Origin of the sequence: Lutimaribacter marinistellae (assembly GCF_042648365.1) — a bacterium.
In the GTDB taxonomy this organism is placed as follows: domain Bacteria; phylum Pseudomonadota; class Alphaproteobacteria; order Rhodobacterales; family Rhodobacteraceae; genus Lutimaribacter_A; species Lutimaribacter_A marinistellae.
In genome coordinates, this window is the sequence record NZ_JBHRXI010000010.1 from 191,817 (window position 1) to 216,643 (window position 24,827).

27 protein-coding genes are annotated in these 24,827 nt (G+C 62.8%); 17 read left to right on the top strand and 10 right to left on the bottom strand.

Features of this window, described 5'->3' with window-relative positions; genetic code table 11:
- Positions 1-75 precede the first annotated feature (75 nt).
- From topA to ACFORG_RS09785, 3 genes are all read left to right on the top strand, one after another.
- Positions 76-2,748 carry a type I DNA topoisomerase gene (topA, locus tag ACFORG_RS09775; RefSeq protein WP_386735238.1) on the top strand — a complete coding sequence of 891 codons (2,673 nt, stop codon included), beginning with the start codon at positions 76-78 and terminating at the stop codon, positions 2,746-2,748.
- Between the two features lie 86 nt (positions 2,749-2,834).
- Positions 2,835-3,539, top strand: coding sequence for a CoA transferase subunit A (locus ACFORG_RS09780; protein WP_386735239.1), 705 nt, complete (start codon positions 2,835-2,837; stop codon positions 3,537-3,539).
- Positions 3,539-4,165 (top strand): 3-oxoacid CoA-transferase subunit B, encoded by a 627-nt coding sequence (locus ACFORG_RS09785; protein WP_386735240.1) that lies wholly within the window; start codon positions 3,539-3,541, stop codon positions 4,163-4,165. Before ACFORG_RS09780 ends, ACFORG_RS09785 begins: the two co-directional genes overlap by 1 nt.
- 37 nt (positions 4,166-4,202) lie before the next feature.
- On the opposite strand, the gene ACFORG_RS09790 is transcribed toward ACFORG_RS09785, so the two are convergent.
- Positions 4,203-5,048: a lytic transglycosylase domain-containing protein gene (locus ACFORG_RS09790; protein ID WP_386735241.1), complete on the bottom strand. Its 846-nt coding sequence runs from the start codon at positions 5,046-5,048 to the stop codon at positions 4,203-4,205.
- 349 nt (positions 5,049-5,397) lie between these two features.
- Here ACFORG_RS09790 and ACFORG_RS09795 point away from each other — a divergent pair, with 349 nt between their 5' ends.
- The 5 genes from ACFORG_RS09795 to ACFORG_RS09815 all read left to right on the top strand — a co-directional run bounded on the left by ACFORG_RS09795 (position 5,398) and on the right by ACFORG_RS09815 (position 9,142).
- Complete coding sequence (locus tag ACFORG_RS09795; protein ID WP_386735243.1) at positions 5,398-5,586, top strand: hypothetical protein; 189 nt, start codon at positions 5,398-5,400, stop codon at positions 5,584-5,586.
- A gap of 101 nt (positions 5,587-5,687) precedes the next feature.
- A complete protein-coding gene (locus ACFORG_RS09800; RefSeq protein ID WP_386735244.1) occupies positions 5,688-5,870 on the top strand; it encodes a hypothetical protein in 183 nt (60 codons plus the stop codon).
- A 172-nt stretch (positions 5,871-6,042) separates the two neighbouring features.
- On the top strand, positions 6,043-6,900 hold the full coding sequence (cpaB, locus tag ACFORG_RS09805; RefSeq protein WP_386735245.1) for a Flp pilus assembly protein CpaB: 858 nt from the start codon (positions 6,043-6,045) through the stop codon (positions 6,898-6,900).
- 188 nt (positions 6,901-7,088) lie between these two features.
- Positions 7,089-8,498 (top strand): type II and III secretion system protein family protein, encoded by a 1,410-nt coding sequence (locus ACFORG_RS09810; protein ID WP_386735246.1) that lies wholly within the window; start codon positions 7,089-7,091, stop codon positions 8,496-8,498.
- Positions 8,499-8,515: 17 nt separating this feature from the next.
- The gene (locus ACFORG_RS09815) at positions 8,516-9,142 is read left to right on the top strand and encodes an OmpA family protein (RefSeq protein WP_386735247.1); all 627 of its coding nucleotides are present in this window, start codon (positions 8,516-8,518) and stop codon (positions 9,140-9,142) included.
- Positions 9,143-9,173: 31 nt separating this feature from the next.
- Here ACFORG_RS09815 and ACFORG_RS09820 read toward each other — a convergent pair whose 3' ends face one another.
- Entirely contained in the window at positions 9,174-9,341 is a 168-nt protein-coding gene (locus tag ACFORG_RS09820) for a hypothetical protein (RefSeq protein ID WP_386735248.1), read from the bottom strand.
- Between ACFORG_RS09820 and ACFORG_RS09825 the strand changes: the two genes are divergently transcribed.
- From ACFORG_RS09825 to ACFORG_RS09865, 9 genes are all read left to right on the top strand, one after another.
- The gene (locus ACFORG_RS09825; protein ID WP_386735249.1) at positions 9,331-10,566 is read left to right on the top strand and encodes an AAA family ATPase; all 1,236 of its coding nucleotides are present in this window, start codon (positions 9,331-9,333) and stop codon (positions 10,564-10,566) included. The genes ACFORG_RS09820 and ACFORG_RS09825 overlap by 11 nt on opposite strands.
- 23 nt (positions 10,567-10,589) lie before the next feature.
- Entirely contained in the window at positions 10,590-12,029 is a 1,440-nt protein-coding gene (locus tag ACFORG_RS09830) for a CpaF family protein (RefSeq protein WP_386735250.1), read from the top strand.
- A gap of 12 nt (positions 12,030-12,041) precedes the next feature.
- Positions 12,042-13,010 (top strand): type II secretion system F family protein, encoded by a 969-nt coding sequence (locus ACFORG_RS09835; RefSeq protein WP_386735251.1) that lies wholly within the window; start codon positions 12,042-12,044, stop codon positions 13,008-13,010.
- Positions 13,011-13,020: 10 nt separating this feature from the next.
- Positions 13,021-14,001: a type II secretion system F family protein gene (locus ACFORG_RS09840; RefSeq protein WP_386735252.1), complete on the top strand. Its 981-nt coding sequence runs from the start codon at positions 13,021-13,023 to the stop codon at positions 13,999-14,001.
- A gap of 4 nt (positions 14,002-14,005) precedes the next feature.
- Positions 14,006-14,596, top strand: a complete 591-nt coding sequence (locus ACFORG_RS09845; RefSeq protein WP_386735253.1) for a tetratricopeptide repeat protein — start codon at positions 14,006-14,008, stop codon at positions 14,594-14,596.
- A gap of 40 nt (positions 14,597-14,636) precedes the next feature.
- Positions 14,637-15,485 carry a tetratricopeptide repeat protein gene (locus ACFORG_RS09850; protein WP_386735254.1) on the top strand — a complete coding sequence of 283 codons (849 nt, stop codon included), beginning with the start codon at positions 14,637-14,639 and terminating at the stop codon, positions 15,483-15,485.
- Positions 15,486-15,489: 4 nt separating this feature from the next.
- Positions 15,490-15,984: a prepilin peptidase gene (locus tag ACFORG_RS09855; protein ID WP_386735255.1), complete on the top strand. Its 495-nt coding sequence runs from the start codon at positions 15,490-15,492 to the stop codon at positions 15,982-15,984.
- Positions 15,985-16,066: 82 nt separating this feature from the next.
- Positions 16,067-17,374, top strand: coding sequence for an ATPase (locus ACFORG_RS09860; protein ID WP_386735256.1), 1,308 nt, complete (start codon positions 16,067-16,069; stop codon positions 17,372-17,374).
- Between the two features lie 10 nt (positions 17,375-17,384).
- On the top strand, positions 17,385-18,194 hold the full coding sequence (locus ACFORG_RS09865; RefSeq protein ID WP_386735257.1) for an NAD(P)-dependent oxidoreductase: 810 nt from the start codon (positions 17,385-17,387) through the stop codon (positions 18,192-18,194).
- An 18-nt stretch (positions 18,195-18,212) separates the two neighbouring features.
- Here ACFORG_RS09865 and ACFORG_RS09870 read toward each other — a convergent pair whose 3' ends face one another.
- The 8 genes from ACFORG_RS09870 to ACFORG_RS09905 all read right to left on the bottom strand — a co-directional run bounded on the left by ACFORG_RS09870 (position 18,213) and on the right by ACFORG_RS09905 (position 24,827).
- Positions 18,213-18,653 (bottom strand): molybdenum cofactor biosynthesis protein MoaE, encoded by a 441-nt coding sequence (locus tag ACFORG_RS09870; protein WP_386735258.1) that lies wholly within the window; start codon positions 18,651-18,653, stop codon positions 18,213-18,215.
- 2 nt (positions 18,654-18,655) lie between these two features.
- Entirely contained in the window at positions 18,656-18,901 is a 246-nt protein-coding gene (moaD, locus tag ACFORG_RS09875) for a molybdopterin converting factor subunit 1 (protein ID WP_386735259.1), read from the bottom strand.
- On the bottom strand, positions 18,901-19,488 hold the full coding sequence (pgsA, locus tag ACFORG_RS09880; protein ID WP_386735260.1) for a CDP-diacylglycerol--glycerol-3-phosphate 3-phosphatidyltransferase: 588 nt from the start codon (positions 19,486-19,488) through the stop codon (positions 18,901-18,903). The genes moaD and pgsA overlap by 1 nt, the downstream gene beginning before the upstream one ends.
- A 44-nt stretch (positions 19,489-19,532) precedes the next feature.
- Entirely contained in the window at positions 19,533-20,690 is a 1,158-nt protein-coding gene (locus tag ACFORG_RS09885) for a serine hydrolase domain-containing protein (protein WP_386735261.1), read from the bottom strand.
- Positions 20,691-20,741: 51 nt separating this feature from the next.
- Complete coding sequence (gene uvrC / locus ACFORG_RS09890) at positions 20,742-22,613, bottom strand: excinuclease ABC subunit UvrC (protein ID WP_386735262.1); 1,872 nt, start codon at positions 22,611-22,613, stop codon at positions 20,742-20,744.
- Positions 22,614-22,903: 290 nt separating this feature from the next.
- A complete protein-coding gene (locus ACFORG_RS09895) occupies positions 22,904-23,683 on the bottom strand; it encodes an SDR family oxidoreductase (protein WP_386735264.1) in 780 nt (259 codons plus the stop codon).
- A 20-nt stretch (positions 23,684-23,703) separates the two neighbouring features.
- The gene (locus ACFORG_RS09900) at positions 23,704-24,660 is read right to left on the bottom strand and encodes a calcium/sodium antiporter (RefSeq protein ID WP_386735265.1); all 957 of its coding nucleotides are present in this window, start codon (positions 24,658-24,660) and stop codon (positions 23,704-23,706) included.
- Positions 24,657-24,827, bottom strand: a complete 171-nt coding sequence (locus tag ACFORG_RS09905) for a hypothetical protein (protein ID WP_386735830.1) — start codon at positions 24,825-24,827, stop codon at positions 24,657-24,659. The genes ACFORG_RS09900 and ACFORG_RS09905 overlap by 4 nt, the downstream gene beginning before the upstream one ends.

A 24,827-nucleotide genomic window follows, 5' to 3' on the forward strand; every position in this document is an offset into this window, starting at 1 on the left:
ACAATCTCCCCTTGCACCCCACATGTTGCCCCGCCATAGAGCGCGCCGTGTTCGATCCAGGAGGATGTTCCTTATATGCCCGTAGTCGTTGTAGAATCTCCTGCCAAGGCAAAGACGATCAACAAGTATCTTGGCTCCGACTACACGGTTCTGGCCTCTTACGGGCACGTGCGGGACCTGCCGCCCAAGAACGGTTCCGTGGACCCCGAGGATGATTTCGCCATGACGTGGGAGGTGGCGGCCGACAGCCGCAAACACGTCAAGGCGATTGCCGACGCGCTGAAGGATGACAACTCCCTTATCCTCGCGACCGACCCCGACCGCGAGGGCGAGGCGATCAGCTGGCACCTGCAGGAGGCACTGACCAAACGCCGCTCGATCAAGAAGGACACGGACGTCAAACGCGTCACCTTCAACGCCATTACCAAGGATGCCGTGACCACCGCGATGCAGAATGCCCGCGACGTGGACATGCCCCTGGTCGAAGCCTACCTCGCCCGCCGTGCGCTCGACTACCTTGTCGGGTTCAACCTGTCGCCCGTTCTGTGGCGCAAGCTGCCGGGCGCGCGATCCGCGGGCCGGGTGCAGTCGGTCTGCCTGCGCCTGATCGTCGAACGCGAAATGGAGATCGAGGCTTTCAAGCCTGTCGAATACTGGTCGGTCAAGGCGCAGCTCCAGACCCCGCGCGGACAGAGTTACGAGGCACGGCTTGTCAAGCTGGCAGGCGACAAGCTGGACCGCATGGACCTGAAATCCGAAACACAGGCCGAGCTGGCGGTTCAGGCCGTGATCAGCCGCGCGCTCACCGTTCAATCGGTAGAGGCGAAACCGGCGAACCGAAACCCCTCGGCCCCGTTCATGACCTCGACCCTGCAACAGGAAGCCAGCCGCAAGTTCGGCATGGGCGCGCGCCAAACCATGAGCGCGGCCCAGCGCCTTTATGAAGCAGGGCACATCACCTACATGCGGACCGACGGGATCGACATGGCCCCCGAGGCCGTCTCCGCCGCCCGCGATGCCATCGCCGAGCGGTTCGGCAACGATTACGTGCCGTCCAGCCCGCGCATGTACAAGAACAAGGCCAAGAACGCGCAGGAAGCGCATGAATGCATCCGGCCGACGGACATGCGCCGCGATGCCGAGGCGCTACGCCTCTCCGACCCCGATCAGCGCAAGCTTTACGACCTGATCTGGAAGCGGACGCTTGCCTGCCAGATGGCCGCCGCCCGGCTGGAGCGCACCACCGTCGAAATCGGCAGTGCCGACGGCCAGATCGGCCTGCGGGCCATGGGACAGGTTGTGCTGTTCGACGGGTTCATGCGCGTCTACGAGGAGGGGCGAGACGATGTCGTGGACGAAGATGAAAACCGCCTGCCGCAGATCTCGGAAGGTGAGAGCGCGGGTTTCGACGCGGGCGCTCTGAAACCGCAGCATGCCAAGGCGGCCGAGGGCGACAGCAAGGCGCTGCTGTCGGAAAACGGTGCCGTTCTGGCGTTGCAGCACCACACACAGCCGCCGCCCCGCTATACCGAGGCGACGCTGGTCAAGAGGATGGAAGAACTCGGCATCGGTCGCCCGTCGACATATGCCAGCATCGTCACCACTATCCAGGAACGAGAATACGTCCGGAAGGACAAGAACCGCCTGATCCCCGAGGAGAAAGGCCGGATCGTCACGATCTTCCTTCTGAATTTCTTCCGCAAGTATGTCGGCTACGAATTCACGGCCAACCTCGAAGAGCAGCTCGACGAGGTCAGTGCCGGGGGGCACGACTACAAGGAGTTGCTGTCACGGTTCTGGAGAGAGTTCTCGGCAGCCATCTCCGAGACGTCCGAACTGCGGATTTCCGAAGTGCTCGACAAGCTCGACGAGGCGCTCGCGCCTCAGCTCTATCCCCCGCGCGAGGATGGCTCGGACCCCCGCATCTGCCCAAAATGCGGCACCGGTCGCCTGCATCTCAAGACATCGCGCACTGGCGGTTTCGTCGGGTGCGGAAACTATCCCGAATGCACCTACACCCGCCCCATCGCGGGCGAAGGTGCCGACGGGGATGAGCGTCTGCTGGGCGAGGATCAGGGCGACGAGATCTGGCTGAAATCCGGCCGGTTCGGCCCCTATGTCCAGCGCGGAGAGCCGACCCCAGAGAACAAGAAACCGCCTCGTGCGTCGCTGCCGCGCGGCTGGGACAAGGACGCAATGGATCTTGAAAAAGCGCTGCGCCTGCTCAGCCTGCCGCGCGAGGTCGGCCAGCACCCCGAGGGTGGCCCGATCAAGTCGAATTTCGGCCGCTTCGGTCCCTACCTGATGCATCAGCTGCCCGACGAGGCGAAACCCGTCTACGCCAACCTCAAGGATCCGGCCGACGTGTTCGAGATCGGCATGAACCGCGCCGTGGAGCTTCTGGCCGAAAAGCGGGCCAACCCGGGCCGGCGCGGTGGCGGTGCTGCAGCAAAGCCTCTCAAGGAGCTGGGCGAGCATCCCGACGGCGGCGCGATCAACGTCTTCGACGGACGCTACGGGCCATATGTGAAGTGGGAAAAGGTGAACGCGACCTTGCCCAAGGATACCAAGCCCGAGGATGTGACGCTCGAAACTGCGCTTGCGCTCATCGAGGAAAAGGCCGCGAAGAAGGGCGGCAAGAAAAAAACGTCCGCCAAAAAGGCCCCGGCCAAGAAAACCGCGGCCAAGAAACCAGCCGCGAAGAAAGCCGCGCCAAAGAAAAAAACCGCATCCGACGGGGATGCGTAGAAATACGCGGGTCCGGCGCAATTCGTTGACTTCCCCGTGACGTGGCGGCACAACCCGACCGTCACCAAGTCATTGGGGGAGTTTCCATGAAGAAAGTATACGCCAATGCCGCCGAAGCGCTCGACGGAGTGCTCCGCGACGGCATGCTGATCGCGTCGGGCGGCTTCGGCCTCTGCGGCATTCCCGAACTGCTATTGCAGGCGATCAAGGAATCCGGCGTCAAGGACCTGACCTTTGCTTCGAACAACGCAGGCGTCGACGATTTCGGTATCGGCATCCTGCTGCAGACTAAGCAGGTCAAGAAGATGATGAGCTCCTATGTGGGCGAGAATGCCGAGTTCATGCGCCAGTACCTGTCCGGCGAACTCGAGCTGGAGTTCAACCCGCAAGGCACCTTGGCAGAACGCATGCGCGCCGGCGGCGCGGGCATCCCGGGTTTCTACACCAAGACCGGTGTGGGCACCGTCATCGCCGAGGGCAAGGAGCACAAGGACTTCAACGGCGAGACCTATATCATGGAGGAAGGCATCTTTGCCGATCTCTCCATCGTCAAGGCGTGGAAAGCCGACGACACCGGCAACCTCGTGTTCCGCAAGACGGCCCGGAACTTCAACGTGCCGGCGGCCACCTGCGGCAAGATCTGCGTGGCCGAGGTCGAGGAAATCGTGCCTCGCGGCGAGCTGGATCCCGACATGATCCACCTGCCCGGCATCTACGTGCATCGCATCATCAAGGGCGATCACGAGAAACGCATCGAACAGCGCACCGTACGCAAGAGGGAGGAAGCCTGATGCCTTGGGATCGCAACCAGATGGCCGCCCGCGCGGCGGAAGAGCTCGAAGACGGCATGTATGTGAACCTCGGCATCGGCATTCCGACGCTGGTGGCGAACTACGTGGGCGACAAGGACATCACCCTGCAATCCGAGAACGGGATGCTGGGCATGGGTCCCTTCCCGTTCGAAGGCGAGGAAGACCCCGACCTGATCAACGCGGGCAAGCAGACCATCACCGAGCTGAACCGTACGTCCTATTTCGACAGCGCGACGTCGTTCGCGATGATCCGTGGCGGCAAGATCGCGGCGGCGATCCTCGGCGCGATGGAAGTGGCCGAGAACGGCGATCTCGCGAACTGGATGATCCCGGGCAAGCTGGTCAAGGGCATGGGCGGCGCGATGGACCTGGTGGCCGGTGTAGGCCGTGTGGTTGTGGTCATGGATCACACCAACAAGGCCGGCGAGTCGAAACTGCTCAAGGAATGCACCCTGCCGCTGACCGGCAAGGGCGTCGTTGACCGGATCATCACCAACCTTGGTGTGCTGGATGTCGTCGAGGGCGGACTCAAGATCGTCGAACTGGCCGATGGCGTCAGCGAGGAAGAGCTGCGCGCCGCGACCGAGGCGACCATCGTCAACTGATGCGAACGGGGGCCGGCCGCTTGTGCGCGTCCGGCCCCTAGTTCATCACGTGAAAGACGCACCCATCCGTGATCAGCTCGGGCGGTGTCTTGCACAGGCCGCGCGCCACCCGAAAGGCCGCAAGCACCTTTGGCACGTAATCGCGGGTTTCCACGAATGGCGGCACCCCGGCGTGTTTGCGCACCGATCCTTCGCCCGCATTGTAGCCGGCCAAAGCCAGAATCGGGTCATTTCCGAACTCTCCCATCAGCCAGTCCAGGTATTTCACCCCGCCGACGATGTTTTCCTCGGGCGAGAAACTGTCGCTGACGCCGAACCGTGCGGCAGTATCCGGCATCAGCTGCATAAGCCCCTGCGCCCCTGCCCCGCTTTCCGCATCGACCCGTCCGCCGGATTCCACCGCGATGACGGCAAGGGCCAGCGCCGGTGAAACACGCGTTCCGATCGTCGCCTTTAGAATCGGAATGCCCTGGCTCCGCGCTATCTCCTGCAACGCCTGAAGACGCGGTGCCGCGACACCGCCTGTTTCCACGGCGGCCAAGGCGGTTTCGGCGCGGGCTGGTCCGATGCTCTCGAGACCGGGTGAAACCTTGTCCCAGAACCACGCGTACCGCCCCTTACGCGGTGCCTCCGGTCCGGGCTGCGGTTGCGGCACAGGCACCCGCATCGCTACCTCTTGCGGACGGTCCTGCCCGGCATAGGGTTGGGCTGCGTGCTCTTCTTCACTGATCTGGACGTCGATCCTGGGCCGTTCGCCCGATTTCGGGGCCTGAACGCGCTTGAACTGCGCGTCGCTGGCATGACCGGCTCCGCCCGACACCACAGCGCAGAACACAACCCATGCAAGAGAACGGGCCGGACCCGCCGCATGTCTGAAGATCATTTGCTCGCCTCAAGTCTTTTTCCCAAAGGTGACCACAGGGGGCGTTCAAGGCCAGAAAAATCGGGCAGATTTGGGCAGTTTCGCCATATTTGCGGCCTTCCTGCATCGTCTCTCACGTTGGCAAGAAAAAAAATTCGGATTCTTTTCTATACAAAACAGCCACTTAAGCAAAACCTTCTCGGAAAGTTAAAATCGGGCGACAAAATCCGTGTTTCGGCCCAAATCCTGCCACGCGGGACCGGCAAACATACAACCATACCACGACGGACACGGACCAAGAGAGAGACACGGTTCGACACGGACGGCGAGGTTGGAACAAACTCAATCGGATCCTTAGGAGGGACATACAATGCTGAAATTCATCAAAAACTTCCGCAAAGACGAAAATGGCGCCGTGACCGTTGACTGGGTCGTTCTGACCGCAGCAGTCGTTGCCCTGGGCGCAGCTGGCTACAACTCGATCAGCTCCGGTACGTCGGCTCTGTCCGGCACCACGCAGACCTTCATCGAAGGCAAGAACCCGAACGGCGGCACCTAATAGGTTGACCGCGGCTTAGCCGAAACGATTGCGAGGGGCCACGTCTTGACTGCAAGGCGTGGCCCCAAGTGTCTAGTAACCCTCAATCGAAAGGTGGCAACATGAAAGAACGTAGCAAACGGTTCGTTGCCGACGAGGGCGGAGCAGTAACGGTGGACTGGGTGGTTTTGACTGCTGCGGTCGTGGGTTTGGCCGGAATCGCATGGGATGCCCTCAGCGGTCCGACCGGCAACGTCGCCAGTGGCGTGTCCAACTACCTGGAAACCAAGGAAGTCACGGACTGACCCGCGTCCCGGTGTTGAACAAGAACCGCCACACGCGGTCACTTCGATTTCCAATCGAGCTGCAACATCAAACCGGCGCGGTCTGTCCCTGATTTGGACACAATAGACAGATACCCTGTCTGACACGGCCCGAATTGCCGGGCCGTGTCGAACAGGAAAGAGGGGAAACATCATGCGAGCTGTCTTTGGACTGGTCCTGATTGTTGGGATCGCCCTGGCGGGCGGTGCCGTCATGATGGCCCGCAATTACATCGAGGCCTACCAGGCCGAACTCGCGCGTGAACGCAGCGCGCGGGCCCAGATCGTACCAACGGTCGAAGTATTCGTCGCCACGCGCCCCTTGCGCTATGGCGAGCGCCTCACGGCAGAGGATGTTCGCGCTGTCCGCTGGCCCGAAGAAGCCGTGCCCGAAGGCGCCTTTACCGACGCCTCGACGCTCTTCTCCGATGATCCCGAGGACAGCCGATTCATCCTTCGTGCAATGGAAACGGACGAAGCCATCATGGCGATGAAAGTGACCAAACCGGGCGAAGATGCCGGCCTGACCTCGCAGCTCGATCGTGGCATGCGCGCCTTCGCGATCCGGGTCGACGTGGCATCGGGCGTGTCCGGCTTCCTGCGACCGGGCGACCGCGTAGATGTCTACTGGACGGGCAGCATGGGCGCAGCAGTAGAAGGCGCGCGCGGCGAGGTGACCCGCCTGATCGAAACCAGCATCCAGCTTGTCGCGGTCGACCAGATCGCCGGCGGAGACGTGACCGGGGCCACCATCGCGCGTACCGTCACCGTCGCGGCGCGCCCCGAACAGGTGGCGGCCCTCGCCCAGGCGCAGAACACCGGTCGCCTGTCGCTGGCCCTGGTCGGCGCCGAGGATGACACGATCGCTGCGGCGGTAGAGGTAGATCAGCGGAAATTGCTGGGACTGGGAGAGATCCAGATCGCCCCACAGGAAATCGAGGAAAAGGTCTGCACGATCCGCACCCGGCGCGGTGCCGAGGTGGTCGACATTCCGATCCCCTGCACGAATTGACCGGCGCAAAGGTCAAGAGAGAAAAGGACCGCAACCCCGCGGTCCTTTTCGCGTTGTTGCCGATTGTCCACATCAAAAATGATCAAGAAACCATTGATTCTTGAATTGAATTGGGAACTCGCGCACAGTGATCCAAATATCGGGCAAAAAGACCCGGCACAGAGGCGTGATCGGAGAAGGCAGGTCACATGAAAATTCGCAGTGGCATCAGGCTCGCCCTTCTCGGGCTTGCTCTCGCATGGACGCCGGTCGGTGACATCACCCTCCGCGCCGAAGTGCTGCGCGTGGTCAAGAAGGGCACCGCCGAAACGCTCGACGTTCCCATGAACCGTGCCGTCGTGGTCGAAAGCGACGTTCCCTTCGCCGAACTCAGCATCGCGAATGCCGGGATCGCCGACATCTCTTCGTTGTCTGACCGCACGATATACGTGCTCGGCAAATCGCCGGGCCTCACCACCCTGACATTGCTGGATGCGACAGGACGCTTGATTACCAATGTCAACGTCCGCGTTACCGCCGATGTGACCGAGTTCAAGGAGCGCCTGCGCCAGATCCTGCCGGGCGAGCGGATCGAGGTGCGCACCGCGAATGACGGCATTGTTCTGTCGGGCACGGTTTCGAGCTCGCAAAAACTGCAACGCGCGCTCGACCTGGCAGAGAGATACGCACCCGAGCGCGTTTCCAACCTGATGAGTGTCGGCGGTGTGCAGCAAGTCATGCTCAAGGTCCGCTTTGCAGAGATGCAGCGCTCGGTATCGAAATCCCTGAGCGCCTCGCTTGGCGTCAGCGGCGGCAATGTCGTCGGCGGCCTCAACACGCTCAACAACAACCCGAACCTGACCGGCGCGATCAATGGCAACATTCCGGTGGCCAACGAGAACGCAGGCGCCCTTCTCTTCGGCTTCAGCGCCGGCTCGACACAGGTGCGCCTGCTGCTCGAAGCCCTGGAGCGCAAGGGGGTCGTACGCACCCTGGCAGAGCCGAACCTGTCGGCCCTGTCCGGGCAGGAGGCAAGCTTCCTTGCCGGTGGCGAATACCCGATCCCCGTGGCCCAGCAGGACGGCATTTTCTCGGTCGAGTACAAACCCTTCGGCGTGGAAATGAAGTTCGTTCCACGCGTGGTGGACGAGGACCTGATCAACCTCGAAATGGTCGCCGCGGTGTCCGCCCTCGACGCAAACAACAGCGTTGTCATCAATGGTTTCGAGATCAGCGCCTTCCAGCGCCGCGAGACTTCGACCACGATCGAACTTCGCGACGGCGAAAGCTTTGCCATCGCGGGCCTGATCGAGGACGAGTTCCTCGACAACAACCAACAGCTTCCTTGGCTGGGCGATGTGCCCGTTCTGGGCGCGCTCTTCCGCAGCGCCAACTTCCAGCGCAGCCAGACCGAACTTGTGATCATCGTGACGGCGCACCTGGTAACCCCGACACGGGGCGAGGCGCTGGCCCTGCCCACCGATCGGGTGACACCGCCCAGTGAAAAGGACCTGTTTCTCTTCGGCAAGGTTGCCCAGACCCAACGTCAGGGTGCCGGCGCGGCCTCCGAAGTCGCCCGACAGGACTTCAGCGGCTCTTACGGCTATGTGATGGAATGAGCGAAGGGATGCGCCCCATGCGGAACTGGATCATCATGGCATGCGCCGGGCTCGTCCTGAGCGGCTGCAACCGCCCCGCCGGGTTCGAGGTCGACAACGGCACATTCGGCAACGCCACGCTCAACAACGTGCAGATGATGAACGGCGAGCGCGGCTATGCCGAGATCCTCGGCGAGCGTTTCGCCCGCGAGGTGCCCAGCCAGGTCAATTTCGCCTTCAACAGCGCCCAGATCGACGCGACAGCGCAGCAGATCCTGACGCAGCAGGCAAACTGGATTCGGCAATTCCCCGAGGTACGGTTCCGCGTGTACGGACATACCGATCTCGTCGGTTCGCCGGCCTACAACAAGTCCCTCGGCAAGCGCCGGGCGCAGGCCGTCGTTAACTTTTTCGCCGCGCGCGGTATCGATCGGTCACGGCTCGAAGCGCTGGTCTCCTTTGGCGAAACGCAACCTCTGATCCAGACCTCGGATCGGGAACGCCGTAACCGCCGGACCGTTACTGAAGTATCTGGTTTTTCTGACAAATATCGCTCCACCCTCGACGGAAAATACGCCCAGGTGATCTATCGCGAATATGTCGAAAGCGCCGTTCCCCCCAGCGCCCTTTCGCTCGAAAGCACCTTGGGCGGCTCCGAACAATAAGCTTTAAGCGACGGCATCGTCGCCTGTTTCCCTACAATTGGTTCTTTTCGGCCCAAATGTCGCCCAACTTGATCGCGACATTGGCTTCGATAGGTGACGTGCGGCCATGAAACAGGGCCGCGACCTGGCGGAGACAGGCCGAGATCGAAAGCTCGCTGCCATCCCGCCCTGCAACGAGGATGAAGGCAATGAGCAGCACGATGCCACAACCTGACGCAGCCCCGATCCTGGCCTGCACGGTCAGCAGGGATGTCCAGAATTTCGATCTGCTGATCGAAGACATGGAAACCGCGATGGGCGAAGCCTGGGGCGATCTCGGTTTTGCCGAGGCGTTGGCCTTTTTCGGACAGCCCGAGGCGGAGACCCTGGAATTCATCGCCTTGGCGCTTGATGGCGATGACGAGGACAACCTCGTCCTGATGGGCGAGATCATCACCCAGGCCAAGAGCCGCGGCATCAAGGTGATCCTGATCGCCGAGGATGTGACGCCCGCGTCGCTCCACCAGTTGCTGCGCAAGGGCGCGGATGAATTCGTCCCCTACCCCTTGCCCGAAGGCGAACTGAACGAAGCCATCGAACGGCTTCAGGAACCCGAGGCACCGCCCCACGCCAACGCGCACCAGACCGCGCAGCTGAATGCCGGCAGCGCCCGCGAAGGCGCCCTGATCGTCGTGCATGGCCTTGCCGGCGGCACCGGCTCGACCACGATGGCGGTGAACCTCGCTTGGGAACTCGCGGTCTTGCAGGGCGACGCGCCCAGTGTCTGCGTTCTCGATCTCGACCTGCAATACGGATCGGTGTCGACCTATCTCGACCTGCCGCGCCGCGAAGCGGTGTTCGAGATGCTTTCGGAAACCGAATCGATGGACGAAGAGGTCTTTGGACAAGCCCTTCTGAACTTCGAGGACAAGCTGCAGGTTCTGACCGCGCCCGCCGACATGATCCCGCTCGACATGATCACGCCCGAGGACATCACGCGCGTGATCGAGATGGCCCGCGCGCATTTCGACTATGTCATCGTCGACATGCCCAAGACGCTCGTCCAGTGGTCCGAGACGGTGCTGAACGCGGCGCATGTCTATTTTGCCATGATCGAACTCGACATGCGCTCGGCCCAGAATGCGCTGCGGATGAAGCGCGCGCTTCAATCCGAGGATCTTCCTTTCAACAAGCTGCGGTTCGCCCTGAACCGCGCCCCGAAATTCACCGACCTGTCAGGCAAGAGCCGCGTCAAGCGGATGGGCGAATCCCTCGGGATTTCCATCGACCTGCAACTGCCCGATGGCGGCAAGCACGTCACGCAAGGTGCCGATCACGGCCTGCCGTTGGCCTCTTCGGCCCCCAAGAACCCGCTGCGCCGCGAAATCGCTAAGCTTGCCGTTTCGCTGCACGAACTTGGTCGCAACGACGCCGAAGCGGCATGAACCTGGCAGTGAGGGGTTAGAACGTGTTCTCGAGATACAAGAAACAGGGCAAGGCCGAACCGGTCCAACCCACGAAATCCGAAGCGGCTCCGGCCGCGGGCGCCGCCCCCATTGCCGCAAAACCCGCGGTGATCCGCAAGCCCAGCCCCAAACGCGCCGCCGAGGCCGCGCCGATGGACCGCGACCGCAAGCGCAAGGAACGGCTTGGCGAGATCAAGATCGAGCTGCACCGCGAACTTCTCGACAACCTCAACCTCGCCGCCCTGGAACATGCCGAGGAAAAGGAGTTGCGCGCCGAGATCAGCGCCATCGCCAGCGAGATCCTCGAACAGAAAAGCATCGTTCTCAACCGCGAGGATCGCAGCCAGCTCAACACCGAGCTTTATGACGAGGTGACCGGCCTCGGCCCACTCGAGCCGCTGCTCAAGGACGACACGGTCAGCGACATCCTGATCAACGGACCTCAGCAGATCTTCGTTGAACGCGGCGGCAAGCTCACCCTGACCGACATCACCTTCAAGGATGAGCGCCACCTGCTGCGCATCATCGACAAGATCGTCAGCGCCGTCGGTCGCCGCGTCGACGAATCGAACCCCTATGTCGACGCGCGCCTCGCGGATGGCTCGCGCTTCAACGCGATGGTTCCGCCCATCGCGGTCGATGGCAGCCTCGTTTCGATCCGGAAGTTCAAAAAGGACAAGCTGGGCATCGACGACCTGGTGCAATTCGGCGCCTTCACCGAAGAGATGGCTGCCTATCTGCAGGCTGCCGTGGCGACGCGTCTGAACGTGATCGTGTCCGGCGGTACCGGCTCGGGCAAGACCACCACGCTCAACGCTCTGTCGAGCTTCATCGACAACTCCGAACGGATCCTCACCATCGAGGACACCGCCGAACTCCAGCTGCAACAGACCCATGTGGGCCGGATGGAAAGCCGCCCGCCCAACGTCGAGGGCAAGGGCGAGGTGTCCCCCCGCGACTGTCTGAAAAACGCCCTCCGGATGCGCCCGGACCGCATCATCGTGGGCGAGACGCGCGGCGAGGAAGTCATCGACATGCTCCAGGCCATGAACACCGGCCATGACGGCTCGATGACCACGATCCACGCCAACTCGGCCCGTGACGGGGTTTCGCGACTTGAAAACATGATCGCCATGGCCGGGATCGAAATGCCGATCAAGGCCGTCCGCTCGCAGATCTCGTCGGCGGTGAACCTCATCGTGCAGGCCAGCCGCCTTCAGGACGGGTCGCGCCGCATGACCTCGATCACCGAGATCACAGGGATGGAAGGCGACGTCATCTCGATGCAGGAAATCTTCCGCTACCAGCGCGTTGGCCTGACACCCGACAACAAGATCATCGGGCATTTCACCGCGACCGGCGTGCGCAGCCACTATTCGGAACGCTTCCGGATGTGGGGCTACGACCTGCCGGCCTCGATCTACGAACCGACCAGGATGTAAGGAGGGCCGATCATGGAACTGAGCATGGAACCGGTCATTTACGGCTTGATCTTCGTCGGGGTGCTGGTACTGGTCGAGGGGATCTACCTTGTCGCCTTCGGCAAGTCGATCAGCCTCAACAGCCGGGTCAACCGCCGGCTCGAGATGCTCGACAAGGGCGCCGGGCGAGAACAGGTTCTGGAACAGCTGCGCAAGGAAATGCAGCAGCACATGAAATCGCAGTCCATCCCGCTTTATTCGCTTCTGGCGGACAAGGCGCAAAAGGCCGCGATCGCGTTTTCACCGCGTCAGCTCATCACGATCATGGCCGGGCTTTCGGGCGTGGCCTTTGTCGGCCTCAGCATCGGCACCCAGACCGAAGTGCCCGTGCGTGCGGCCATCTCGGGGGCCATCGGCATCGGGGCCGTCTATATCTGGGTCAATTCCAAGGCCAAGAAACGCATGGCGATGCTCGAAGAGCAGTTGCCCGATGCGGTGGAACTGATGGTGCGCAGCCTGCGCGTGGGCCACCCCTTCGTCTCGGCCATCCAGATCGTCGCCAAGGAAAGCGAAGACCCCATCGCCACCGAATTCGGCATCATCGCCGATGAATCCGCCTATGGACGCGATGTCGGCGAGGCGCTCAAGGAAATGGCCGAAAGGCTCGACATGCAGGACCTTCGCTTCCTCTCGGTCGCGGTGACGATCCAGCAGCAATCGGGCGGCAACCTCGCTGAGGTTCTGGCCGGACTTGCCAAGGTGATCCGCGCCCGCTTCCGCCTGTTCCGGCGCGTCAAGGCGATCACCGCCGAGGCCAAGTGGTCGGGCAAGTTCCTGTCGGCCTTCCCGCTGGTTGCGCTAATCGTGATCCTGGTGAACGACCCCGGCTATTACGACGGCGTTCTGGACCACGAACTGTTCATCCCCGCCTGTTTCTTCGTGGGTATCCTGCTGACGGCCAACCTTTTCGTCATGCGCGCCCTCACCAACATCAAGGTCTAAGGAGCCCGCGATGGATTTCCTGCTTCAGATCAACAACCTTCTGACCGATCAATTGGGAGAGTTCGGCCCCCTCATCGCCGTCGGTGTGCTGGGACTGGTGATGATCCTCGTCACTGTCGCGATGATGCTCAACCAGCCCGAAGATCCCCTGAAGAAGCTGAAGCGTGACCAGGCGCCCAAGGCGCAAAGCTCCACCAAAAAGGAACGTCTGCGCCATCGCAGCCGGAACGAACAGCTCGAGAAATTCGCCACCTTCCTCGAACCGCAGGATGCCGACGAATTATCGGCCATGCAGCTCAAGCTTCGGCAAGCCGGGTACCAGTCAAAGGACGCGGTGCGCTTCTTTCATTTCGCGCAGTTCGCGCTGGGTATCTTCGGTCTCGTCCTCGGCGTCGTCTACGTGACGATCATCGCCGCCGACCAGCAATTCGACACCCAGGGTACGCTCATCCGTGTTCTGGGTCCGGGCGGCGTGGGCTACATGCTGCCGAAATACTGGATCACCCGCCGCGTGGACACCCGCAAGGAAAACATCACCCGCGGCTTCCCCGATGCGCTGGACATGATGCTGGTCTGTGTCGAGGCGGGCCAGTCGCTCGATCAATCCATCGTGCGTGTGGCCAAGGAGTTGCGGGCCTCCTACCCCGATCTCGCCGACGAGTTCGAGGTGGTCGCCTACGAGATGAAGGCGGGCAAGGACAAGGACAAGGTGCTGCGCGACATGGGCACACGTTGCGGGGTGACCGACGTGTCCTCGTTCGTGACGGTGATGATCCAGTCGGCCAGTTTCGGTACTTCCATCGCCGAAGCGCTGCGCGTCTATGCCGGCGAGATGCGAGACAAGCGCGTGATGCGCGCCGAGGAAGCGGCAAACAAGTTGCCAACCAAGATGACGCTTGCCACTATGATGCTGACGGTTCCGCCCCTTCTGGTCATCCTCGTGGGTCCTTCGGCCAAGGGTATCATGGACCTGGGCAGCATGGGCCAATGACGGCATGACACTACCGGGCGCGCGCAGCCCCAAGCGAATTTGCAAGTTTACCCTGACCATCGCCGCATTGTCGGCGATGGTTGCGTGTTCTGCGCAAGAGGATTTCGATCTCGATCAGGGTCCCTACCCGCCCGGCATCGATCCGCGCGGCGAAGCGGTCGATGGCGTCGAGGTCGGCAACCGCCTGATGGCCGCAGGAGAACACGAGCTTGCGCTCGACGCCTTCACCCGTGCCGCGCTCGACCGGGGAATGACCCCCGAAGTGCTGATCGGGATCGGAACCTCCAACATGGGTCTCGGCCGGCTGGGCCAGGCCGAACCACCCCTCCGCCGCGCCGTGGCCGAGGCGCCCGACCGTCCCGAAGGCTGGAACAACCTTGGTGTTCTGCTTATGGAAAAGGGCGACTTACCCGAGGCCGTGCAAGTCTTTCGCAAGGCCTATGCGCTCGACAATGGCCAAAGTGACTCAATACGCGACAATCTTCGCTTAGCGCTCGCAAAATCGGAAAATCCTGATAATAATGACGGAAAAGACCAAGACTTCAAATTGGTGCAGCGCGGGCAGGGCGAATTCGTAATCCTCCGGAACCCGTGAAAACTGCACCCTGAGGGCAGAGCAGTAAAAGGACGCAAAAATGCGCCATCTCAAGTTGATCCCCGCCCTCGTGGCGGGTGGGCTGATCTTGTCGGGTTGTTCCGAAACTGCCGACGAGACGGTGGAACGGGCGTTCCAGGACGTCAATGTCGTCGATGAAAGTAACCTCAACGACGTGATGCTTACGGTCGCCGACCCGAACGAGGCGGTCGACTACTTCCAGAAATCGCTCCAGTCGGACGACGGCAGGATCGACATGCAACGCGGGCTGGCCAAATCGCTTACCCGCGCGCGACGCAATACCGAGGCCGCCGCGGCCTGGGCTCGTGTGGTCAAGATGGACGAGGCGACCGATGATGACCGGGTCGACTATGCCGACGCGCTGATCCGCAACGGCGAATGGAAGCCCGCGCAGGACGTGCTCAACCAGATCCCGCCGACCCACGAGACCTTCAAACGCTACCGGCTCGAGGCGATGGTGGCCGACAGCAACCGGGAATGGCGCCGCGCCGACAGCTTCTATGAAACGGCCGTCGGCCTGACGACGCGCCCGGCTGGCGTGATGAACAACTGGGGCTATTCCAAGCTGACCCGCGGCGACTATGCCGAGGCCGAGCGCCTGTTCGGCGAAGCCATCCGCCAGGATCCGGCCCTGTTCACCGCCAAGAACAACCTCGCGCTGGCGCGTGGCGCGCAACGCAACTACTCGCTGCCGGTGATCCCGATGGATCAGACCGAGCGCGCCCAACTGTTGCAGACCCTTGGCCTGTCGGCAGTCAAGCAGGGCGATGTCGAAACCGGCAAGACGCTCCTGCGCGAAGCGATCTCGACGCATCCGCAACATTTCGAGGAAGCCGTGCGCGCCCTGCGCGCGCTTGACGAGGGCTGACACGATGGCGATCCCCGCCCAGCTCGCCCTGTGGTTTCTGCCTTTCGTACTGCCGCTGTGCTTCTACGTTGCGTTCACCGACATGCGCGAGATGCGCATCACCAACCAATCGGTGATCGTGCTGGCCGTGATCTTTCTGCTCATAGCGCCGTTCTTCCTGCCGCTTCCGGTCTTTGGCTGGCAGGTCGCGCAGCTTGCCATCGTGCTCGTGGCGGGCATCGTCCTGAACGGCGCCGGCGCGATCGGCGCGGGCGACGCGAAATTCGCCGCCGCCGCCGCGCCCTATGTCTTCCTGCCCGATATCGGTATCCTCGTGATGGTGTTCGCAGCCAACCTGCTCGCCGCTTTCACGACGCACCGCCTTGCAAAATACACCGCGCTGCGTCGCGTGGCGCCGGGCTGGAAAAGCTGGGAAATGGGCTTGAAATTCCCGATGGGTCTCAGCCTTGGCGGGACATTGGCCATCTATCTCGGGCTCGGGGCGCTCTACGGCGCGTGACTGCCCCGGTCCCGCCCTTGTGATGCCACAATGGGCAATCACTATCGGGACCAAGGACAGAGGCAGCGACAGGGTCCCCCCGATGAACATGGAAACGACCGCCGTCATGGCGCCGCCTGCCCCGCGAGGGCTGGCCGAGATGAGGCTCCCCATCGTGATGATGCGGGACATCCTGCTCAAGACGATCTTTCGCAAGAACATCGAACTGGTGAGCGAGCTGTCCGAGGCGATCTGCCTGCCGATCCCGGTCACGCAGGAACTGGTCGACATGGCCCGCAGCCAGAAACTGCTCGAGGCGACCGGCACGCTCAGCGCGACATCCGGCAACGAGATGGGCTACCAGCTGACCGATGCGGGCAAGACGCGCGCGATGGACGCGCTCAGCCAGTCCGAATATTTCGGAGCGATGCCCGTACCGCTGGATGTCTACCGCGAACAGGTCAAACGCCAGTCGATCCGCAACATCCAGGTCACCCGCGACCAGCTGACCCGCGCGATGGGTCATCTGGTGCTGCCCGACAGCCTGCTGGACCATCTCGGTCCCGCCGTCAGCGCAGGCCGCTCCATTCTCATGTATGGTCCGCCGGGCAACGGCAAGTCATCAATCTCCAACGGTATCAGGGATGCCTTGGGCGACAATGTCTATGTCCCGCGCGCCATCGAGTATTCGGGACAGGTCATCACCGTCTATGACCCGATCGTTCACAACGCTGTCGAACAGGAACCCGACGATCCGACGCAATTGCGCCGCCGCCGCCGCTTTGACAGTCGATACGTCATGTGCGAGCGCCCCACCGTCATCACCGGGGGCGAGCTGTCGCTCGACATGCTGGACCTCGTCTACAACCCCACGGCGCGCACCTACCAGGCCCCGTTACAGCTGAAATCGACCGGCGGCATCTTTATCATCGACGACTTGGGCCGTCAGGCGGAACCGCCGCAGGCGATCATCAACCGCTGGATCGTCCCGCTCGAAGAAGGCAAGGACATCCTCGGCCTGCAATCGGGTGAAAAATTCGAGGTTCCTTTTGACACGCTGGTGATCTTCTCGACCAACTTTCACCCGAACGAGATCTTCGACCAGGCCGCGCTGCGCCGGATCTTCTTCAAGATCAAGATCGACGGACCCAGCCAGGAAAACTTCCTCAAGATCTTTGCGCTTGTCGCCCGGAAAAAGGGCATACCGCTCGACGAACCCTCGCTCGTGCACCTGCTCAAGCGCAAATACCCCACGATCGAGAACGTCTATGCCAATTACCAGCCGATCTTCCTCATCGACCAGATGATCGCGATTTGCGAGTTCGAGGGAATCCCCTACCAGATGACGCCGGACTTGATCGATCGCGCCTGGGCGAACATGTTCGTCAAGGATGAGACCATCGTCAAATAAGGCCCGGCAAATGATCGGTGTTGCGGGATGCGGGCGCATGGGCGCGGGCATGTTGGCCGCGTTGCGTCGCAACGGCTTCGATGCGCAAGGGTTCGACATTCGCCCACCCAGCGAATTCGGGCCAATGGCCCCGCATGTGACGAATGACGCGCAGGCATTCTCACAAGATCTCGACACCCTGATCACGGTCGTGCGCGACATCGCGCAAACCGAGGACGTTCTTTTTGGTGCCCAGGGCTTCATCCACGCAAAGCACCTGTCCCGTATCCTGATCTGCTCCACTCTATCGCCGCGCTATACCCGCGCGCTGCGGGACCGTGCTCCTGACCATATATCACTTATCGACGCGCCCATGTCCGGCGCGCAGATCGCCGCCGAAGAGGCGCGCCTGTCCTTCATGCTCGGCGGCAGCGACGCATCACTGGACGCCGCCCAACCTCTGCTTTCGGCGATGGGCCGGCACTTTCACCGCATGGGCCAGTTCGGGTCAGGCATGCAGGCCAAGGTGCTCAACAACCTTCTCGCCGCGGCAAACACCGCGATGACACGGCTGGTGCTCGATTGGGCGGACACCGCCGGTCTTGATGAGCGGGCGCTGCTGGATCTCATCCACACAAGCTCTGGCCAGAACTGGTTTGCAAGCAATTTCGACGCGATCGAATTCGCCCGCGGCGGGCTCTCCCCGGACAACACGATCGCGATTCTGGTCAAGGATGTCGAAAGCGCGCTCGACGCCGCCCCGGACGGGGCCGATACCGCGCTGCCGGAAACCGTGCGCGATACCATCCGAATGCTCAAACCACGGCACAAGCGCGTCTGAACACCGGGACGACAGCCGTTACCAGCGGGTCAGCGCGTCCTCGTCCTCGTCCTTGGCCGCGACCCATTCGGCGCCGTCATGGGTGACCTCTTTCTTCCAGAACGGCGCGCGGGACTTCAGATAATCCATCAGGTATTCCGCTGCCTCGAACGCGTCCTTGCGGTGCGGTGCCGCGGTGGCGACCATCATGATCCGCTCGCCCGGTGCCAATCGTCCATAGCGATGGATGACCATGACGTCGCCCAGGTGCCAGCGCGTCCGCGCCTCCTCGGCGATGCCTGCGATGGCCTTCTCGGTCATCCCCGGATAGTGCTCGATCTCCATCGCGGCCAGCCCGCCCGCCACATCGCGCACGACGCCGGTAAAGGTCACGATGGCCCCGTTCGCCATCCCGCCCTCGGCAAAGGCATTGGCCTCTACCCCAAGGTCGAACGCCTCTTCCTGAACCCGGATACGCATCCCTACCCGCCCGTCATCGGGGGAAAGAACGCAACCTCGCGCACCCCTTCAAGGGGCGCCTCGAAATCGGACAATTCCTGGTCCAGCGCGACCCGCAGCGCCGACAGGTCGGCAAAGGCCGCCTCGTAGCGCGCCTCGCGCGCGCGCAGCTCCTCGACCAGCTCGGTCACCGTCGCGGCTTGTGTCTCGACCCGCTCCCTCGGCAGGCCGATCCGTTCACGCACCCAGGCGAAGTACAGCACATCCATCACGATGTCTCCTTCAGATGCGGCATGGCCTTGCGCAGGTAATCCACACCGGTGATCAGCGTCAGCGCGGCGGCGATCCAGATCAGGACCAGCCCCGCATTCCCGGTCCAGCTCGCCCCCGTGGCATTGCCGTAATGCTCGAATATCCCCTGCGCGAACAGAACCGCGATGGCGACCATCTGCAGCGTCGTCTTCCACTTGGCCAGCTTGGTCACCTTGAGCGTGCCCGCGACATCGCCCAGGAATTCGCGCAGGCCCGACACGAACACCTCGCGGAACAGGATCACCGTCGCCGGCAGGACCAGCCAGGGTGTCCAGTGTTCATGCGAATAGCCCACCAGGATCATCAGCGCGATCACCACCATCGCCTTGTCGGCAATCGGGTCCAGCATCGCGCCCATCTTGGTTTCCTGCTTCCACGCCCGCGCAAGGTATCCGTCGATCCAGTCCGTGATCGACGCGCCCGCGAACAGGATCAGCGCGAACCAGTCGGCATAGGGGCGGTCGAAATACAGAAACATCACCGCCAATGCCGGTGCCGCCAGCAGGCGCAGCAGGGTCAGGATATTGGGCAGGTTCCAGATCATGGCCCCGGTTTACCCCGCCCGCCTGACAGAGGGAAGGGCCGCGCTCATACCGCCGCGCGCAACCGCGCCACCAGCTCGAAACGCTTCGGCCCGGTCGTCTCGCTCACCGCCTCGGCCTCGGACGAGAACCACGCCACGACCAGCTCGCGCACCGGGTCGACAAACAGGAACTGGCCATGGATGCCCAGCCCGTGAATCAGTGGCATCTCGCCCGGATGGACGTACCATTTCGAGCGATAGCACATGTCGTAGCCCGGAAACTTCTCGGCGAAATCGCCTTGCCGCCACGCTGCCCGGTCGCCCTGCGTGGCGATGTCGTCCAGCCAGCCGGCCGGGATCACCTGCCGCCCGTCGCGCTGCCCGCCCGAGGCCATCAGCCTGCCCACACGGGCAAGGTCGCGCGCGGTAAGGCACATGCCACCGGCACCCCGTGGACCGCCGATCCGGTCCACCGTGATGTAGCCGGGCCGCTCGGCCCCAACGGGTCGCCACAGGTGTTCTGCCATCAGGTCGGCATAGCGGGTCCCGGTCGCCCGCTCCATCAGCCAGGCCAGCATGTCGGTCACGGGAGAGACATAGTGGAACCGCCCGCCATGCGGCCCGTCGCTCTCTGTCAGCATCGACTGGAACCCGCGCAGGTCGACCGGCGCATCGCCCGGTTCGACCGGGTTCCAGTTGGCCGCCTTGCGATAGGCGATGATCGGGCCGCCGGTCGCCTCGTAGTCCTCCTCGAAGGCGACACCGACGCGCATGTCCAACGCATCGCGCACGGTGGCCCCGGCATAGGCCGTGGCGGCCAGCTCGGGCAGGTAACGCGTCACCTCGGCCTCGATGTCCAGCAAGCCCTTGCCCGCAAGGATGCCCGCCAGCAGCCCCAGCATGGATTTCGACACCGACATCAGGATATGCGGATCCTGCGCGCCCATCCCGTTGCGGTAAAGCTCGTGTGCGATACGGCCTTGGCGCAGTACGACCAGCGCATCGGTCTGCGTGCCCTCGATCGCGGTCTCGATCTCGTCCGCGGACAGGATCGGTGCCCCCTCCTCCATCGCCCAGACGTCCGCCGGGTCATTTGCGATCTCGGCCGATGGCACGATCTCGCGCACGTGGTGAAAGGCCCATGACGAAAACGGCTGCTGCCGCCAGTTCGCCAACGTGGCCCGATCCTCTTCCAGCGGCGGAAAGCCCTGCATGATGTTCATCTGAAATCCTCCTGCGCGCGCAGCCAAACCCAGCCACGCGGGAAAGACAAGTCAGCGCTCGTGGAAAAAGTCATAGACCTTCTGCGCCAGCCCCTCCGAAATCCCGTCCACCGCCTTCAGATCGGCAAGGTTGGCCCGGCTCACCGCCTTGGCGCTGCCGAAATGGGCCAGCAGCGCCCGCTTGCGCGAGGCGCCAACGCCCGGAATGTCGTCCAGCGGGTTGGCCGAAACCGCCTTGGCCCGCTTGGCGCGGTGGGTGCCGATGGCAAACCGGTGCGCCTCGTCCCGCAGGCGCTGCACGAAATACAGAACCGGGTCGTTGCGCTTCAGCGCAAAGGGGCGCTGGCCCGTCCGGTGAAACTCTTCCTTGCCATGGTCGCGATCCACGCCCTTGGCGACGCCCACCATCGGAATATCCTCCACCCCGTGGCTACGCATGATCTCGGCCACCGCGCTCACCTGCCCCGCGCCGCCATCGATCAGCAACAGGTCGGGCCACAGACCCTTGTCGCGCTCGGGATCTTCCTTCAGCAACCGGGTAAAGCGGCGCGTCAGCACCTCCTTCATCATCCCGAAATCGTCGCCCGGTGTCAGGTCGTCACCCCTGATGTTGAACTTGCGGTACTGGTTCTTCATGAACCCGTCCGGCCCGGCCACGATCATCGCGCCCACCGCGTTCGTCCCCTGGATGTGAGAGTTGTCGTAAACCTCGATCCGTCCCGGCGGACCGTCGAGGTCGAACGCCTCGGCCAGACCGCGCAACAACCGCGCCTGCGTGGCGCTTTCGGCCATGCGCCGTCCCAGCGCCTCGCGCGCGTTGCGCAGCGCACCGGACACCAGCTCGGCCTTTTCGCCCCGCTGCGGCACAAGGATCTCGACCTTGCGGCCGGCCTTTTCGCTCAGCGCCTCGCACATCAGGTCGGCATTCTCGATCGCATCCGACAGGATCAACTGCCGGGGCGGTTCCTTGTTGTCATAGAACTGGCCCAGGAACGCCTCCATCACCTCGGCAGCGCCGACATCTGCCCCCACGCGGGGATAGAAGTCGCGGTTGCCCCAGTTCTGGTTCGCCCGGATAAAGAAGACCTGGACACAGGCCTGACCGCTTTCCATGTGCAGCGCGATCACGTCCGCCTCGGTCACACCGCGCGGGTTGATGCCCTGCGCACTTTGCACATTGGTCAGGGCGCGGATGCGGTCGCGCAGGGCCGCGGCGCGCTCGAACTCCATCGCCTCCGACGCTTCGGCCATCTGCGTGGCCAGCTCTTCCTGAACCTTGGTCGACCGGCCCGACAGGAACCGCTCGGCATCGCGCACGCTCTCGCTGTAATCCGCCTCCGAGATCAGCCCCACACAGGGCCCCGAACAGCGCTTGATCTGGTAGAGCAGGCAGGGCCGCGTCCGACTGTCGAACATGGAATCCGAACAGTTGCGCAACAGGAACGCCTTTTGCAGCTGGTTCAGCGTCCGGTTGACCGCCCCGGCACTGGCGAACGGGCCGAAATACGCCCCCTTCTCACTCTTCGCGCCCCGGTGCTTCTTGATCTGCGGAAAGGCGTGGCCCTTGGCGACAAGAATGTTGGGAAAGCTTTTGTCGTCGCGCAGCAGGACGTTGTACTTGGGCTTGAGCTGCTTGATCAGGTTCTGTTCCAGCAGCAGCGCCTCGGTCTCGGTGCGCGTGGTCAGGAACATCATCGAGGCCGTCTCGCGGATCATCCGTTCGATCCGCGGCGAATGCCCTGGGCGAGAATAGTTCGACACCCGCGCCCGCAGGTTCCGCGCCTTGCCGACATAGAGAACCCGCGCCTGCGCATCCAGCATCCGGTAGACACCCGGCGAGCCGTCAAGCGTCTTCAGATAGGACTGGATGCAGGCATAGCTCGTCGGGCGCGATTCGGTTTCGGGGGCGGCTTTGTCACTCATGGGCCAGAGGTATGATTCTTCCTGCCGTGCTGCAATCTTGGCGAGACGGTTTCAAGGGTAAACAAATCCACGGTTTCTGTGGATAACTACGACGATAACTTTCGGGGCATCCGGATTTTCCCTTGTTCCACTGCGGTTTCGTTTAATTGCTCAAAAAATAGGCGCGGCATTAACCACCTGTTTTTCAAGAAAATTTTTTCCAAAGCGGGACAAGGTTTTGAATTTAAAGGCGTTTTTGTAACGCTTACGTAACGGTCGTGTGACCGGTGCAAAACTTGCGGCGCCGATACCTATTCCGGGCCCAGAACATCCGGCGTTTTCCAGCCCAGGTGCTGCCCGCCATCGATGCAAAGCAACTGCCCGGTTACCGCCGGGGCATCCATGAAATAGCCCAAAGCACCCGTGATATCCGACCGGTTCGCCCCCCGGCCCGAGATGGTGTTCGCGCGCTGCTCGGCGAAATGCTTGTCCGATTGCCGCGCGCCCTGCAGCGTCGGCCCCGGCCCGATCGCGTTGACACGGATCGCTGGCGTCAGCGCCTGCGCCGCGGTTTGCGTCAGCGTCCACAATCCCGCCTTTGCCAGCGTGTAGGTCATGAATTCCGGCGTCAGCTTGCGCACGCGCATGTCGATCATGTTGACGATCAGCCCGACGGCGACCGGCTCTCCATTCTCGTCCGTCGCCGCATCCAGCCCCTGCGCGGCCATCGCCTGCGTCAGCACGAAGGGCGCGCGCAGGTTGCTCTCCATGTGCCGGTCCCAGCTGTCGCGCGTGGCGCTCGCCACCGTGTCGTATTCAAAGATCGAGGCATTGTTCACCAGATGTGTGATCGGCCCTCCCAGCGCCTCGGCTGCACGCGGAAGCAGTGACTGCGTCGCCGCCTCGTCCAGCAGGTCGGCCTGCAACGTCTCGGCCTTCCGGCCCATGACGCGGATCTCGTCCACCACCTCCTGCGCGGCCTCCCCTGAACTGGCGAAATGCACGCCCACGTCCAGCCCCCGCTGCGCGAGATACAGGGCCATGGCGCGGCCAAGGCGTTTGCCGGCACCGGTCACGAGGGCTCGGGTCATGAAAAGGTCTCCGTCACGGGTCAGAACAGGAGGACCACCACATAGATCACGTAAAGCGCGGTCAAGACCACACCCCAGACGCGGCCGATATCGCGCTTGAAAAAGACAAAGGGGATCAGCAGCAGCGAGGCCGCCAGCATCACCCAAAGGTCAAAGCGCAGGAACTCCGGGTCGACCGGAATTTCACCGACAAAGGTGGCGATGCCGACAATGGCCAGCAGGTTGAACATGTTTGACCCGATGACATTGCCCAACGCCACGTCGGCCTGCCGGCGCAGCGCCGCCATGACCGTCGTCGCAAGCTCGGGCAAAGAGGTGCCCAGCGCGACCAGCGTCAACCCGATGACCGTCTCGCTCACGCCGTAGGTCCGCGCGATGATCGAGGAGTTCTCGACCAGCAGATGCGCACCCATCGGCAAGCCAACGAGACCAAGAACCAAATAGACGCCGATCCGCCACCACGGCATGTCGGGGTCGGCGCCTTCCAGTTCGTCCAGGTCCTCGTCCTCTGCCTCGGCCTCGGCGCGGCGATGCGCCTTGGCCTCGCTGAACGCGTCCCACAGGACGTAACCCAGCGCCGCAAGCAGGATCACCCCGCTCACCCAGGTGAACGACCCGAGGAAGGCCAGCGCGATGAACAGAACCGAGGCCACAAGCATGAAGACATAGGTCTTTCGCGTGTCGCACTCGCTGGTATGCAGCCGCGACAACAGGGCGGGCACACCCAGAACAAGCAGGATGTTGGCCGTGTTGGACCCCACGACATTGCCCAGCGCGATGCCCGGCGCGTTCTCCTGTACCGCCTTGATCGCGATCAGCAACTCGGGCGCCGATGTGCCAAAGGCCACGATGGTCAGGCTGACGATCAGCGCCGGCACGCCCAGCCGCAGACTCAGGTTCACCGCCCCGCGCACCAGCGCATCGCCCGCCAGCAACAGCACGACAAGGCCGAGACCGGTCAGAAGCCATGGCATCATGATCTGCCTCCATGCCCGCAGGCGCAGGGTCCCTTGCCGATGCGGAACCGTCCGCAGCGCGGACAGCGCGCCGAGGCCAGCCGCTTCTGCCCCGGAAAGCGCAGCTTTCCGAACAGTGCCAGCACGGCCATCACGACGAGGAAGAGTGATACGACCTTCAGGATCAC

What these genes read in the sequence shown, in the direction of transcription:
- topA (WP_386735238.1), top strand. Translation starts at nt 76, where the DNA reads ATGCCCGTAGTCGTTGTAGAATCTCCTGCCAAGGCAAAGACGATCAAC.
- ACFORG_RS09780 (WP_386735239.1), top strand. Translation starts at nt 2,835, where the DNA reads ATGAAGAAAGTATACGCCAATGCCGCCGAAGCGCTCGACGGAGTGCTC.
- ACFORG_RS09785 (WP_386735240.1), top strand. Translation starts at nt 3,539, where the DNA reads ATGCCTTGGGATCGCAACCAGATGGCCGCCCGCGCGGCGGAAGAGCTC.
- ACFORG_RS09790 (WP_386735241.1), bottom strand. Translation starts at nt 5,048, where the DNA reads ATGATCTTCAGACATGCGGCGGGTCCGGCCCGTTCTCTTGCATGGGTT.
- ACFORG_RS09795 (WP_386735243.1), top strand. Translation starts at nt 5,398, where the DNA reads ATGCTGAAATTCATCAAAAACTTCCGCAAAGACGAAAATGGCGCCGTG.
- ACFORG_RS09800 (WP_386735244.1), top strand. Translation starts at nt 5,688, where the DNA reads ATGAAAGAACGTAGCAAACGGTTCGTTGCCGACGAGGGCGGAGCAGTA.
- cpaB (WP_386735245.1), top strand. Translation starts at nt 6,043, where the DNA reads ATGCGAGCTGTCTTTGGACTGGTCCTGATTGTTGGGATCGCCCTGGCG.
- ACFORG_RS09810 (WP_386735246.1), top strand. Translation starts at nt 7,089, where the DNA reads ATGAAAATTCGCAGTGGCATCAGGCTCGCCCTTCTCGGGCTTGCTCTC.
- ACFORG_RS09815 (WP_386735247.1), top strand. Translation starts at nt 8,516, where the DNA reads ATGCGGAACTGGATCATCATGGCATGCGCCGGGCTCGTCCTGAGCGGC.
- ACFORG_RS09825 (WP_386735249.1), top strand. Translation starts at nt 9,331, where the DNA reads ATGAGCAGCACGATGCCACAACCTGACGCAGCCCCGATCCTGGCCTGC.
- ACFORG_RS09835 (WP_386735251.1), top strand. Translation starts at nt 12,042, where the DNA reads ATGGAACTGAGCATGGAACCGGTCATTTACGGCTTGATCTTCGTCGGG.
- ACFORG_RS09840 (WP_386735252.1), top strand. Translation starts at nt 13,021, where the DNA reads ATGGATTTCCTGCTTCAGATCAACAACCTTCTGACCGATCAATTGGGA.
- ACFORG_RS09845 (WP_386735253.1), top strand. Translation starts at nt 14,006, where the DNA reads ATGACACTACCGGGCGCGCGCAGCCCCAAGCGAATTTGCAAGTTTACC.
- ACFORG_RS09850 (WP_386735254.1), top strand. Translation starts at nt 14,637, where the DNA reads ATGCGCCATCTCAAGTTGATCCCCGCCCTCGTGGCGGGTGGGCTGATC.
- ACFORG_RS09855 (WP_386735255.1), top strand. Translation starts at nt 15,490, where the DNA reads ATGGCGATCCCCGCCCAGCTCGCCCTGTGGTTTCTGCCTTTCGTACTG.
- ACFORG_RS09860 (WP_386735256.1), top strand. Translation starts at nt 16,067, where the DNA reads ATGAACATGGAAACGACCGCCGTCATGGCGCCGCCTGCCCCGCGAGGG.
- ACFORG_RS09865 (WP_386735257.1), top strand. Translation starts at nt 17,385, where the DNA reads ATGATCGGTGTTGCGGGATGCGGGCGCATGGGCGCGGGCATGTTGGCC.
- ACFORG_RS09870 (WP_386735258.1), bottom strand. Translation starts at nt 18,653, where the DNA reads ATGCGTATCCGGGTTCAGGAAGAGGCGTTCGACCTTGGGGTAGAGGCC.
- moaD (WP_386735259.1), bottom strand. Translation starts at nt 18,901, where the DNA reads ATGGATGTGCTGTACTTCGCCTGGGTGCGTGAACGGATCGGCCTGCCG.
- pgsA (WP_386735260.1), bottom strand. Translation starts at nt 19,488, where the DNA reads ATGATCTGGAACCTGCCCAATATCCTGACCCTGCTGCGCCTGCTGGCG.
- ACFORG_RS09885 (WP_386735261.1), bottom strand. Translation starts at nt 20,690, where the DNA reads ATGAACATCATGCAGGGCTTTCCGCCGCTGGAAGAGGATCGGGCCACG.
- uvrC (WP_386735262.1), bottom strand. Translation starts at nt 22,613, where the DNA reads ATGAGTGACAAAGCCGCCCCCGAAACCGAATCGCGCCCGACGAGCTAT.
- ACFORG_RS09895 (WP_386735264.1), bottom strand. Translation starts at nt 23,683, where the DNA reads ATGACCCGAGCCCTCGTGACCGGTGCCGGCAAACGCCTTGGCCGCGCC.
- ACFORG_RS09900 (WP_386735265.1), bottom strand. Translation starts at nt 24,660, where the DNA reads ATGATGCCATGGCTTCTGACCGGTCTCGGCCTTGTCGTGCTGTTGCTG.